This is a genomic window from Agrobacterium sp. K11, assembly GCF_059429395.1.
The window spans coordinates 557,377-569,706 of the sequence record NZ_JCAHRB010000004.1; the positions used below are offsets into that span (position 1 = coordinate 557,377).

Annotated in this window: 10 protein-coding genes; 6 read left to right on the top strand and 4 right to left on the bottom strand. The window is 59.6% G+C overall.

Annotation, left to right across the window (positions count from 1 at the left end; all coding sequences use genetic code 11):
• Window positions 1-4 precede the first annotated feature (4 nt).
• Window positions 5-904 (bottom strand): LysR family transcriptional regulator, encoded by a 900-nt coding sequence (locus AC5SEO_RS12400; protein WP_003514057.1) that lies wholly within the window; start codon window positions 902-904, stop codon window positions 5-7.
• Window positions 905-1,038: 134 nt separating this feature from the next.
• Here AC5SEO_RS12400 and AC5SEO_RS12405 point away from each other — a divergent pair, with 134 nt between their 5' ends.
• The 4 genes from AC5SEO_RS12405 to AC5SEO_RS12420 all read left to right on the top strand — a co-directional run bounded on the left by AC5SEO_RS12405 (window position 1,039) and on the right by AC5SEO_RS12420 (window position 6,944).
• On the top strand, window positions 1,039-1,836 hold the full coding sequence (locus AC5SEO_RS12405) for an alpha/beta hydrolase fold domain-containing protein (RefSeq protein ID WP_013636765.1): 798 nt from the start codon (window positions 1,039-1,041) through the stop codon (window positions 1,834-1,836).
• Between the two features lie 116 nt (window positions 1,837-1,952).
• Window positions 1,953-3,143 (top strand): efflux RND transporter periplasmic adaptor subunit, encoded by a 1,191-nt coding sequence (locus AC5SEO_RS12410; RefSeq protein ID WP_112290282.1) that lies wholly within the window; start codon window positions 1,953-1,955, stop codon window positions 3,141-3,143.
• Window positions 3,144-3,257: 114 nt separating this feature from the next.
• Window positions 3,258-6,452: an efflux RND transporter permease subunit gene (locus tag AC5SEO_RS12415; protein WP_019565072.1), complete on the top strand. Its 3,195-nt coding sequence runs from the start codon at window positions 3,258-3,260 to the stop codon at window positions 6,450-6,452.
• A gap of 288 nt (window positions 6,453-6,740) precedes the next feature.
• Window positions 6,741-6,944 (top strand): hypothetical protein, encoded by a 204-nt coding sequence (locus tag AC5SEO_RS12420; protein ID WP_003514064.1) that lies wholly within the window; start codon window positions 6,741-6,743, stop codon window positions 6,942-6,944.
• A 32-nt stretch (window positions 6,945-6,976) separates the two neighbouring features.
• On the opposite strand, the gene AC5SEO_RS12425 is transcribed toward AC5SEO_RS12420, so the two are convergent.
• Window positions 6,977-7,822: an endonuclease/exonuclease/phosphatase family protein gene (locus tag AC5SEO_RS12425; RefSeq protein WP_013636769.1), complete on the bottom strand. Its 846-nt coding sequence runs from the start codon at window positions 7,820-7,822 to the stop codon at window positions 6,977-6,979.
• A 59-nt stretch (window positions 7,823-7,881) separates the two neighbouring features.
• Complete coding sequence (locus AC5SEO_RS12430) at window positions 7,882-9,342, bottom strand: phospholipase D-like domain-containing protein (protein WP_174068638.1); 1,461 nt, start codon at window positions 9,340-9,342, stop codon at window positions 7,882-7,884.
• Between the two features lie 269 nt (window positions 9,343-9,611).
• Between AC5SEO_RS12430 and pdxY the strand changes: the two genes are divergently transcribed.
• Both pdxY and AC5SEO_RS12440 read left to right on the top strand, forming a co-directional pair.
• Entirely contained in the window at window positions 9,612-10,487 is an 876-nt protein-coding gene (gene pdxY, locus AC5SEO_RS12435; RefSeq protein ID WP_026330745.1) for a pyridoxal kinase PdxY, read from the top strand.
• 74 nt (window positions 10,488-10,561) lie between these two features.
• On the top strand, window positions 10,562-11,203 hold the full coding sequence (locus tag AC5SEO_RS12440) for a carbonic anhydrase (protein ID WP_003514071.1): 642 nt from the start codon (window positions 10,562-10,564) through the stop codon (window positions 11,201-11,203).
• 168 nt (window positions 11,204-11,371) lie between these two features.
• Here the strand turns inward: AC5SEO_RS12440 and AC5SEO_RS12445 are convergent, their stop codons facing one another.
• A complete protein-coding gene (locus AC5SEO_RS12445; protein ID WP_003514072.1) occupies window positions 11,372-12,187 on the bottom strand; it encodes a lytic murein transglycosylase in 816 nt (271 codons plus the stop codon).
• Window positions 12,188-12,330: the final 143 nt, after the last annotated feature.

Below are 12,330 nucleotides of genomic sequence, written 5' to 3' on the forward strand. Positions count from 1 at the left end.
CGCCTCAGACGAGGCTGTGAACCATCTTCGCCAGCCAGTCCACGAAGACACGGACCTTGTTGGTGACGTGCCTCGTCTGTGGGTAGACCACATAGATCGGCATCGGTTCGCGCCGCCATTCCGGCAGAACCGGCACAAGCTCGCCACGCGCAAGCGCATCCTTGACCATGAAAACAGGCAGCTGCACCATGCCCATGCCCGCCAGCGCGGCGTTGAGATAGGTGCGGCTGTCATTCACCGACACGACATAGTTGGGCGTAATCTCGACGCTGCGAAGCCCGTTGTCGAATGAGATCGGCATGATCTGGCCCGTGGTGGCATTGAAATATCCCACGGAATGATGTCCGTTTTCGAGATCTTCAGGCTGTTGCGGCATGCCGAAACTCTCGATGTACAGGGGAGAAGCGAAGGTTTCGAATTTCAGCTCGCCGACCTTGCGCGCTATAAGGGATTGATCCCGCAAGGTGCCGACCCGCAGCGCGCAATCGACATTCTCCGCGATATAATCGACCAGACGGTCGCCGACGCCGAGATCGAGCCGGATTTGCGGATAGCGCTGGTAAAATTCGCAAAGATGTGGAATAACCACGAGGTCCGCGAAGACACCGGCCATTTCCACCCGCAACCGGCCAGACGGCTGCACCTGCGCGCTGGACATGCTGCCATCAAGCTCTTCGATTTCCGACAGAATCTGCGAGGCCCGCTCATAATAGAGAGCGCCGTCCGTCGTCAGCATCACCCGCCGCGTTGTGCGGTTGAGAAGCGTGGTATGTAAATGCGCCTCCAGCGCCTGGACCATGTTGGTGACGGTGGTTTTGGGCATGTTCAGCGCGGTCGCGGCGCGGCTGAAATTGCCGGTTTCGACGACGCGAGTGAATACCCGCATGGCGGAAAGCTGATCCATGTCGCTATTATCCGTTTTTTTGGAATAGTGTTTTCATTTTGACGTACTTGATCGTTTTCTCCCGAACAATAATATGAATTTCAGATTTTGCAAATATGGTGAGCTGCTGATGGCGGCGCACGGGACCGGATCAGATGAAAGCGCACTGGGAAAATATCGAAGGCTGTGGGGGCTCGGCGTCCCAGCTTTCCGTGCGCCGATATGAAAGTGCCGGCCTGTGCACCAACCCGCCCGTGGTCCTTTATTTGCGCGGCGGCTCGTTTCTTGAAAAGGGCGGCAATTGCCCGGAGCTTCCGGTGGCACGCGCGCTCGCTGAAAGCGGCGCGATCGTCGTCGAGGCCGACTATAGCAAGTCGTCCGGCAACGAGTTTCCGATGGTGATCGATTGTGCCTTCGAAGCGCTGGATCATCTGAGCCGGGACCGCAAGCATTATGGCGGCGCAAAATCGCTGCTGTTTGTGGCCGGCGAAGAGGCTGGTGGCAATGTGGCGGCTGGGCTTGCGCTGAAGGCGCGGGACCGCATGCCGGGCAAGCTTGCCGGTCAAATACTTCTGTCGCCCATGATCGACCCGATGATGACGACGGAATCCTTCCGCGATGCGGACAGGATCGGCATGCGCCAGCGCTGGGCGGATGGCTGGAGCCATTACCTTGCCAAGGCCTGCGGGTTTTTTCACCCCTATGCCGCGCCCTGCCAGTGTACGCGGCTGAACCGGGTGGCGCCGGCGCTGATCTTTACCGCCGAGGACGACCCTCTGCGCGACGAAACGGTCGGTTATGCCGACAGGCTCATCGCCTCCGGTGTCAGCGTCCGGCAGCATGTTTTCCCCGCCGGTATTGGCTGGACGGGGCTTTATCAAGGAAAGGGCGGCGGATGGGTTCCATCCGTCTGTTCGGAGTTCAAGACCTTCGTTGACCAGATAAAACACTGAAATCGCATTTTGAGCATGTCCAGTAAAAGTGCGTAGCGGTTTTACGCCCGGACCATGCGACAAAACACACAGATAGAGAAACTGACCGGCTCCTGATCCGAGCCAAGGAGAGACCCATGACGCTGACCACAAAGCGCCGGGCCCTGACGGGCGCCGGTATCGGGCTTGCTATGTCCGTTGCAGCCGCAGCACTCATTTTCGACCTGCCCACCAGCCGTGATGCGACGGCAGCTTCCACCCCGGCTGAAACGCCGGCTATCCCAGTCACCGTCGCCAAGGTGGAAAGCCGCGATGTGATGCGCTGGGAAGAATTTTCCGGCCGTCTCGAAGCCGTCGACCGCGTGCAGATCCGCTCCCGCGTCGCTGGCCAGATCAAGGCCGTGCATTTCCGCGAAGGCGCGCTGGTGAAGGAAGGCGACCCCCTCTTCACCATCGATCCGGCCCCCTATCACGCAGCCGTTGCAGGTGCTGAAGCCCAGGTCGCCTCCGCCGAAGCCAAGGTCAGCCTTGCCAAGACGGAACTCGACCGTGGCCGCAGGCTTTCCGACAATCGCACGATCTCCCAGAGCGATCTCGACCAGCGGCAAAGCTCGTTTGCGGATGCCGAAGCCCAGCTTCGCGCCGCCCGCTCGACGCTGACGACGGCTCAGCTCGATCTTGGTTACACCGAAATCGTTGCACCGGTTTCCGGCAGGGTCGGCCGCATCGAAATCACCGCCGGCAACCTCGTTGCCGCCGGCTCAACATCGCCTGCCCTGACGACGCTGGTTTCGGTCAACCCGATCTATGCCAGCTTCAACGCCAGCGAAGGAACGGTAGCGAAAGCGCTTTCCGAGCTGCCGAAGACAACCGACGCCCTGCCCGCGCTCGAACAGATCCCGGTGGAAATCGGCACGCTTTCGGATGAAGGCACGCCGATCAAGGGCACCCTGCACCTCATCGACAACCAGGTCGATTCCGCCAGCGGCACCATTGGTGTGCGTGCGGTCTTCGAAAATCCTGATGGCAGGCTCATTCCCGGCCAGTTCGTGCGGGTGCGCATGGGTGAACCGAAGCCGGAAAACCGGATAGTCATCAGCGACCGCGCCATCGGCACGGATCAGGACAAGCGGTTCGTCTTTGTCGTCGATGCCGAAAACAAGGTGAGCTACCGCCAGATCAAGCCCGGCGCACCGGCTGACGGCCAGCGCATCATCGACAGCGGCCTTGCAGCCGGCGATACGATCGTCGTCAACGGCCTGCAGCGCATTCGCCCCGGTGCAACCATCGCACCGCAGGCGGAAGACAAGGTCGCCGCCTCGCAATAACGCCGTCCCGCCTCCGGCGAGACGCATTTCACAAAGAACCGGCCCTCACCGGCGGCCATGATGCCGCCGGAACGGTCCTTGCATTTCCAAATCTACCCGGAGAGGGGACTGGATATGAATATTTCCAGATTTTTTGTCGACAGGCCGGTCTTCGCCGGCGTGCTGTCGATCCTGATCGTGGTCGCGGGCCTTCTCGGCATGCGCGCCCTGCCGATTTCCGAATATCCGGAAGTCGTGCCGCCATCCGTCGTCGTCCGCGCCACCTATCCCGGTGCGAACCCGGCCGTTATCGCCGAAACCGTCGCCACGCCGCTTGAAGAACAGATCAACGGCGTCGAGGACATGCTCTATATGGGCAGCCAGGCGACATCGGACGGCGTGCTGACGCTGACCGTCACGTTCAAGTTGGGCACCGACCCGGACAAGGCGCAGCAGCTGGTGCAGAACCGCGTGTCGCAGGCCGAACCGCGCCTGCCCGCGGAAGTGCGCGCACTCGGCATCACCACCGTCAAAAGCTCGCCCGACTTCATCATGGTCGTCAATCTCGTGTCGAAGACCGATGCCTATGACATCACCTATCTGCGCAACTATGCGACGCTGAACGTCAAGGATCGCCTGGCCCGTATCGAAGGCGTGGGTCAGGTGCAGGTCTTCGGCGCGGGTGACTATTCCATGCGCGTCTGGCTGGATCCGCAAAAGGTGGCCGAACACGATCTCGCCGCCAGCGACGTATCCGACGCCATCCGTCAGCAGAACGTCCAGGCCGCAGCCGGCGTTATCGGCGCATCGCCAAGCCCCAATGGCGTCGACCTGCAGCTCAACGTCAATGCCCAGGGCCGTCTGACGACTCCGGAGGAATTCGGCAACATCATCGTCAAGAGCGGCGCGAACGGCCAGATCACCCGTCTTCGCGACGTCGCCCGCATCGAACTCGGCGCTGCCGACTATACGCTGCGCTCGCTGCTCGACGGCGAACCCGCCGTGGCGATTGCCGTATTGCAGGCTCCCGGCTCCAACTCCATCGAAATCGCCGACAATGTCCGCGCGACAATGGACAATCTGCAACTGGCGATGCCTGATGGCGTGAAATATGAAATCGTCTACGACACGACGAAGTTCGTTCGCTCGTCCATCGAAAAGGTCGTTGATACGCTCCTCGAGGCCGTTGGCCTCGTGGTACTGGTGGTCATCCTGTTCCTCCAGACCTGGCGCGCCTCGATCATTCCGCTGATCGCCGTTCCGGTGTCGATCATCGGCACCTTCGCCGTCATGTATGCCTTCGGTTTCTCCATTAACGCGTTGACCCTGTTCGGCCTCGTGCTGGCCATCGGCATCGTGGTGGATGACGCCATCGTGGTGGTGGAAAACGTCGAGCGAAACATCGAAAACGGGCTTTCTCCGCGTGATGCCACCTACAAGGCGATGCGCGAAGTCTCCGGGCCGATCATAGCAATCGCGCTTGTGCTGGTCGCCGTTTTCGTCCCACTAGCCTTTATCTCCGGCCTTTCTGGCCAGTTCTACCGGCAGTTCGCGCTGACGATCGCGATTTCCACCGTCATTTCGGCGATCAATTCTCTGACGCTGTCACCCGCTCTTGCGGCCCTGCTGCTGAAAGAGCACGACGCACCGAAAGACTGGCTGACCCGCTTCATGGACCGGATTTTCGGCTGGTTCTTCCGTGGATTCAACCGCGCCTTCGGGGCCGCCTCCAACGGGTACGGCAAAACCGTAGGCGGGCTGGTAACGCGCAAAAGCCTCGTCATGATCGTCTATATGGCGCTGGTGGCTGCCACCTACGGCATGTTCAGCGCGGTCCCAAGCGGGTTCGTACCGGCGCAGGACAAGCAATATCTCATCGGCTTCGCCCAGCTTCCGGACGGCGCAACGCTTGACCGCACGGAAAGCGTCATCAAGCGGATGAGCGATATCGCCATGCAACAGCCGGGCGTCAGCCACGCCATCGCTTTCCCCGGCCTGTCGATCAACGGCTTCACCATCGGCTCCAATTCCGGCATCGTCTTTGCAGTTCTCGACGACTTCGAAAACCGCAAGACGCCGGAACTGTCAGGCGGCGCCATCGCCATGCAGCTGAACCAGAAGTTTGCCGGCATTCAGGATGCCTTCATCGCCATGTTCCCGCCGCCGCCGGTTAACGGTCTCGGCCAGACGGGCGGCTTCAAGCTGCAGATCGAGGACCGTGCCGGTTACGGCTACCAGACGCTTGACGAAGCGGCCAAGGCGGTCATCGCCAAGGCATACCAGACACCGGAACTGGCAGGCATCTTCTCCAGCTTCCAGATCAACGTGCCGCAGCTCTTCGCCGATCTCGACCGCGCCAAGGCCGAGCAGCTGGGTGTTTCGGTCAGCGACGTCTTCCAGACGCTGCAGATCTATCTGGGCTCGCTTTATGTCAACGACTTCAACGCCTTCGGGCGGACATACAGCGTGCGTGTGCAGGCAGATGCGCAATTCCGCGCCCATGCCGAAGATATCGGCCGCCTGAAGGTACGCTCGTCCACCGGTCAGATGATCCCGCTTTCCACGCTGTTGAAGGTAGATGCAACAACAGGACCGGAGCGCACAAACCGTTATAACGGCTTCCTTGCAGCCGATATCAACGGCGGTCCGGCACCGGGCTTCTCCTCTGGACAGGCGCAGGCGGCGATCGAGAAAATCCTTGCCGAAAACCTGCCGGCCGGGATCGAATACGAATGGACGGACCTGACTTACCAGCAGATCCTTGCCGGTAATTCCAGCCTCGTGGTCTTCCCGCTGGCGCTGCTGCTCGTCTATCTCGTATTGGCTGCGCAATATGAAAGCCTGACCCTGCCGATCGCGATCATTCTGATCGTTCCGCTCGGCGTTCTCGCCGCATTGACAGGCGTCTGGCTGACGGGAGGGGACAACAACATCTTTACGCAGATCGGCCTTGTCGTCCTTGTCGGACTATCGGCGAAGAACGCGATCCTGATCGTGGAATTCGCCCGCGAGCTGGAATTCGAAGGACGAACGCCGCTTCAGGCCGCTGTCGAGGCAAGTCGCCTGCGCCTCCGCCCGATCCTGATGACCTCACTCGCCTTCATCATGGGCGTGGTGCCTCTGGTCATCTCCACCGGTGCGGGTGCGGAAATGCGCGCGGCCATGGGTGTCGCAGTGTTCTCCGGCATGATCGGGGTGACGTTCTTCGGCATCTTCATGACACCGGTATTCTACGTGCTGGTTCGCAAGCTGTCGGGTAACCGTCCTCTCATCCAGCACAAACAGGAAGAACCTGCCAATTCGGACTACAAGCTCGAAAAGGCCGGCTGAGACCTGATCCAATCCACCGCAAACTTCGACGAAAGCCCGCCGCGCATCTAACGATGCGCGGCGTTTTTGTTGCTGGGAACGTCCATGTGCATCGCCTGAAACAGAATCTGTTTCAATGACTTAAGCAGCAAGCACATAAATGTTGCGCCGCAATAAAGAAATAACGAATACACTATATCCGCATAAGGCAGCAGATACGCAAAGGAACAATGCTATTTTATGCTTTCCATTTTGTGGTAATTTCAAGAACAGGGTGATTCGGGCTAAATGATTTAGTTCAGGGGTGACATGATGGAGCAGGAATACGAAAACTGGGCGACAACCATTGCCTATTCGATAGTAATGCATGAAGGTCTCGATCTGGCGCTTGCCGCGCAGAATCTGGACAGATGCAAGACCAGAAACAACCGTGAACGGCTGATGGAAGCCATCCGCACATCGCTGCTGGAGGCCCGTTCGCGCAGCCATCTGACGGTAGCGCAGCGGCTCTGAAGTCTGTCGCCGTATCCGATGCTACCACAGGATCAGGTTGGAAGCAGATCGGTCCTTATCGCGGCTTTCAGCGGCAGGTGGTCCGAGGCAATGCGCGCCAGCGCACTGTCATGCGCTTCCACCTGCTCGATCAGCCCTTCGCGGTTGGCGATTATCCTGTCGAGCGCAAGCACCGGCAGGTTGGATGGAAAACTGGGCACTGCTGGCGGCAGGGCGCCGAATGCATCCCTCAGAGTATTGAGCGACGAGCCATTGCCGAGACGCCATTCGTTCAGGTCTCCCATGAGGATGGTCGCGCATTCGTTTCGCGCTTCCAGAAGACCGATAAGCGCCTTTGCCTGCTGGGCACGGGAATGCCTCAAAAGACCGAAATGCGCGGCGATTATTCGCAGTGCGCCACCGCTTTTCAAATCCAGTTCCACCACCAGCGCGCCGCGCGGCTCCAGCCCCGGCAATTTCAGCGTATGAACATCCCGCACCGCACCTTCCTTGAACAACAGGACATTACCGTGCCATCCATGCGCCTTCACACCCGCCAGAACAGGCACGGGGACAAGCCCGCTTTCCCGCTCCAGCCGGGCAAGATCGAGCAGGCCCGTGCGCTCGCCGAAACGGCTGTCCGCCTCCTGTAGCGCGATGATATCCGCGCCGATTTCCTGAATGACGCGGCTGGTGCGATCAGGATCAAACCTGCGGTCGCGGCCGACGCATTTGTGGACGTTGTAGGACGCGATGACCGGGAAGGAGTGATCTCTCTCCACCTGCCCGGCATTCTTCCGTTGGTGGCGGTCGCGCAGCGACTGCATGACGAAAGCGGGCAGGCTGCTGTTTTTCGCCAGTGCCGTTTTTCCACGCTCCAGCAAACTGTTTTTCTTCACGCTGCGACGCCTCCGATGCGCAAATTAAAAGTTTTAGAGCGTTTCCGACGCATGGCGCTCTAAAGATACGGCGAAGCGAGCCACAGGACGCGCTCCACAAAACGGACAACGAATGGCCGCGCATTCAGTTCGCTCAGTCGCACGGGTAAAGCGGTTGCCCGTGCTTCCCGGATGCGGTTTCCGATGGTCGCGGCGAATTCCTCATCCATAACTTCCAGATCGACTTCGAAGTTCAGCCGCAATGAACGAGGGTCCAGGTTGGAAGAACCGATGTAGCTCCAGCGCTCGTCGATCACCAGAAGCTTGGAATGATTGAAGGGCCCTGTCGCCCGCCAGATGCGGCAGTAATTCTTCAACATCTGGTCGAATTGCGCCGTCATCGCCCTGTCCACAAGCACCAGATTGTTGCTTTGCGGCACGATGATATCCACCACGACTCCCCGCCTCGCTGCGGTAATGAGCGCTGAAATAAGCTCCCGATCGGGGAGAAAATAGGGCGACATGACGAGAATGGAGGAGCGGGCGACGGAAAACGCCCCCATCAGCATCTTGTGATTGGTCTCTATGCTCTTATCCGGCCCCGAGGAGGAAACGCGGGCGACGATCTGTGAACCCGGCACACCATCGGGAATGGCGATATCCCAGACCGGCGTGTGCAGAAGCTCCCCCGTCGTGAACCTCCAGTCCTCCGCCGCAATGGAGAAAAAATCAGAGACAACCGGCCCGCTGATCTTGAAATGAGTGTCGTGCGCCTGTTTTTCGCCGCCGAACTCAAGGGTGAAGCCCTCGCGGATATTCATGCCGCCGCTAAAGGCGAGGCGCCCGTCCACCACCAGGATCTTGCGGTGGGTGCGCAAATTGGCATAGGGCAGCCGCAGCCCCATGATGACATTGCCGTTGAATACATCGGCAACGATGCCTTTTTCCCTGAGCGTCGGCAGAATGCTCGGCACGGAATAGCGCGCGCCCACGGCATCCACCAGCACCCGCACCTCCACGCCCCGGAACTTCGCCCTTTCCAGCGCGGCGACAAAACGGGCGCCGATCCTGTCATTGTCGAAAATATATGTTTCGAGGATGATCGACCGCTTCGCATCGCCTATCGCCTCCAGCATGGCGGCATAGGCTGCGTCGCCGGTGACAAGCGGCTCGATGCGGTTACCGGTCGTCAGTGCGTGGCGCGTCACCCGGTCGCCGAGCGTCTTCATCGCCTCGAAACGGCGTCCGAACCGCGCGGCAATCACCTCGCCGCTCGCATCCAGGCGCGCCACGCGATCCATGATCTCGTCCTGCATGAAAGACCGCTGCTGCCTGATACTGGACCGGCGAATCCGGTTGATGCCGGCAATCGCATAAATGACTGCACCGACGATCGGCGACAGAACGATGACGCCCACCCAGCCAAGCGCGGAGCGGACCTCTTCCTTCGTCATCGTGGCATGTACGGCCGCCACGGTTCCCATCAAAATGGAAAGAGCGGCAAGGATATGAGGCCAATAGGCGATGACGAGATCGAGCATGATGCAACTATAGGGCATCGTGCCGAAAAGTGTACCGCGGTTTTGGGAAAACCCGATGCGTAAACAAAAAGGTAGTGCAGTTCGCCGATCCCGCAATACCGGACCGGCACCGGAAAGGCCAAGAAGACAGACGCCCATCGTTTTACGGGATAGACCCTTGCGGGATTAACGGTGGAAAGTGACGATGCGATATGTCATGAGAGCGCATCTTGATCTGTGAGCAGGGGCACTTGCGGGCTTCTGTGGCGTTTGAAAGCAAGAAGGCCGTGATGCAGGAAAATACCCAGGGCGCCGTCATCGTCATTTCCAGCCACGTCATGCGTGGATCGGTCGGCAACCGTGCCGCAGTCTTCGCGCTGGAGACCCTTGGCTATCCGGTATGGGCGGTGCCCACAATCGTTTTGCCCTGGCACCCCGGCCATGGCCCGTCCACCCGGATGCGCTTTCAGGACGACGACTTCGACAAGGCCATGACCGACCTCGAAAACGCCAAATGGATCGGCGAGGTCAAAGCTGTCCTGACCGGTTATTTCGGCAGCGCGGCGCAGGTGCGCTCCGTCGCAAGGCTGATCCGCAATCTCAAGGAAAAGAACCCGTCGCTGATTTATGCCTGTGACCCGGTCATGGGCGATCTGGGCGGACTATACATTCCCCTTGAGACTGCCGAAGCCATCCGCGATCACCTCATTCCGCTTGCCACCGTCGCCACGCCAAACCGTTATGAACTGGCCTGGATGAGCGGTGCCGAGCTTGAGACCAACAATGCCATCATGGATGCCGCGCTCGCACTCGGCCCGCCGAAAATGCTGGTCACCTCAGCCGTGTCGATGATGGCGGGCGGCACGGGAAATCTCTATTTGAGCGGCCGGCACGCGCTGATGGCGGAACACCGCGCCATAGAAGACGCACCGAACGGTCTCGGAGACCTGATGGCGGCGCTGTTCCTTGCCCGGCTGCTGGAAGGCATGGACGACGAGAAGGCGCTGCAACTGGCCACCGCCAGCGTGTTCGAAATTCTGGCGCGAACCAAAAAACGCGACATGAACGAATTGACGCTGGAGACGGATTCTTCAAGTCTCTCCACACCCATGGCGATGGTGCAGATGCGCCATCTCTTGCATCCTTCGCGCAGCAAGCGCAAATAGCGGCTAAAGGATTGGTCTTCAACGCACCGAGTTCTTCTCTTGATCTTGGTCAAAGCACAACGGTACTGCGATAGATGAAAGATTTTCCGGAAAACCTTCTCAACGGCTACAAGAACTTCATGAGCGGCCGCTATGCCGACGAGCGCGAAAGATACCGCGTTCTGGCTGATACCGGACAGAAACCGCAGACCCTGTTCATTGCCTGTTGTGACTCCCGTTCGGCGCCGGAAACGATTTTCGACTGCGGACCGGGAGAACTTTTCGTCGTGCGGAACGTCGCCAACATGGTGCCGCCCTTTGAGCCTGACGGTCAGTACCACGCCACATCAGCCGCCATCGAATATGCCGTGCAGGTTCTGAAGGTGAAGGACATCGTCGTCATGGGCCATGGCCGCTGCGGCGGCATTCAGGCCGCACTCGACCCCAATCTTGAACCTCTGTCACCCGGCGACTTCATCGGCAAATGGATGAACATGGTGAAATCCGCCGCCGAGCAGATCCAGAGCAACGACGTCATGACCGCTTCCGAGCGCCAGACGGCGCTGGAGCGCGTTTCGATTCGCAACTCCATCGCCAACCTTCGCGGCTTCCCCTTCGTCAAGGCGCAGGAAACCGCCGGCAAGGTGAAGCTGCATGGTGCCTGGTTCGATATCTCGACCGGCGAATTGTGGGTGATGGACGGCAAAACGGGCGACTTTCGCCGCCCGGACCTGTGATTGTCGAAACCTTCTCAAAGCTTCGTCACCCCGGACGTGATCCGGGGCCAAGCGCGATCAAGTCTTTGATTGCTTAGGATTTTTTTCACGGCGCAGACGCGCCGTGACTGGATGACGGAACTAGTCCGGCATCACGGAAGTGGACGTTCCAATTGGGATAAAGCGGCCTTATTGGCCGTCAATCGCCTTGCCGATAAACGCAATCGCCTGCTGATAAACGCTTGCAGCGTTCCAGCCCTGAATGGCCGCGTAATTCGTCTGCCCCTGCTGATAACCCGCACCGCGCTGCCAGCCGTGGCCGACAAGGAAGTTGGCGGTGGAGGCCAGCGCATCGGCGCGCGAACCGACGAGATCAATGCGTCCGTCGCGGTCGAAATCCACGCCGTAGCGCACAACGTTCAACGGCAGGAACTGCGTCTGGCCGATTTCGCCATGGGCAGCACCCTTGGCGTTAACGTTCAGCGAACCGCTGCCGACGAGCTTCAGGGCCGCATAAAGCTGCTCGGTAAAATAATCCGAACGGCGGCAGTCGAAAGAAAGCGTCGCCACGGCGGACAGCGTGTGCTGGTTGCCCATGAAGCCGCCAAATCCGGTTTCCATGCCCCAGATGGCGAGCAGCGGGCCGGCCGGCACACCATAGGCCTTTTCAATCGAGGCGAAGAGAGCCGCATTGTTCTTCTTCATGGTCTTGCCGCGCGAGATGATCGTCTGGCCGCCACGCTTCTGCATGAACTGGTCGAAGGACAGCTTGAAGCTGTGCTGGCCGCGATCGGCGCGGATGGTCGGCTGATTGTAGGAGACGCCGGAGAAGGCACGATCAAGCACCGAGGCGCTGACACCGCGGCTCGCCGCTTCCTGCTTGAAGGCACCGACCCAGGCGTCGAACCCTGCCGAAGTGTTGCCGCATTGCGCAGCCACAACCGGCGTCGCCGCCAAAACCGAGACCATGGCCACACCAGCCAGAATTGCCTTCATTGCCCGCATCAAAATCTGCCTTCGATATCCTTTGGGGAATTTATCCCGAGAACCAAAACGTCGCTGCTGTATGGGCTCGGGTGCCAAATTGCTTTTTGGCCGCCTAAATTGCCTTTTGGCAGCAAGGCCTGCAAATAAACTGGCCGTGATGA

Coding starts and splice junctions, on each gene's coding strand:
- AC5SEO_RS12440 (WP_003514071.1), top strand. CDS start 10,562: ATGAAAGATTTTCCGGAAAACCTTCTCAACGGCTACAAGAACTTCATG.
- AC5SEO_RS12420 (WP_003514064.1), top strand. CDS start 6,741: ATGATGGAGCAGGAATACGAAAACTGGGCGACAACCATTGCCTATTCG.
- AC5SEO_RS12430 (WP_174068638.1), bottom strand. CDS start 9,342: ATGCTCGATCTCGTCATCGCCTATTGGCCTCATATCCTTGCCGCTCTT.
- AC5SEO_RS12445 (WP_003514072.1), bottom strand. CDS start 12,187: ATGCGGGCAATGAAGGCAATTCTGGCTGGTGTGGCCATGGTCTCGGTT.
- AC5SEO_RS12415 (WP_019565072.1), top strand. CDS start 3,258: ATGAATATTTCCAGATTTTTTGTCGACAGGCCGGTCTTCGCCGGCGTG.
- AC5SEO_RS12410 (WP_112290282.1), top strand. CDS start 1,953: ATGACGCTGACCACAAAGCGCCGGGCCCTGACGGGCGCCGGTATCGGG.
- pdxY (WP_026330745.1), top strand. CDS start 9,612: ATGCAGGAAAATACCCAGGGCGCCGTCATCGTCATTTCCAGCCACGTC.
- AC5SEO_RS12400 (WP_003514057.1), bottom strand. CDS start 904: ATGGATCAGCTTTCCGCCATGCGGGTATTCACTCGCGTCGTCGAAACC.
- AC5SEO_RS12405 (WP_013636765.1), top strand. CDS start 1,039: ATGAAAGCGCACTGGGAAAATATCGAAGGCTGTGGGGGCTCGGCGTCC.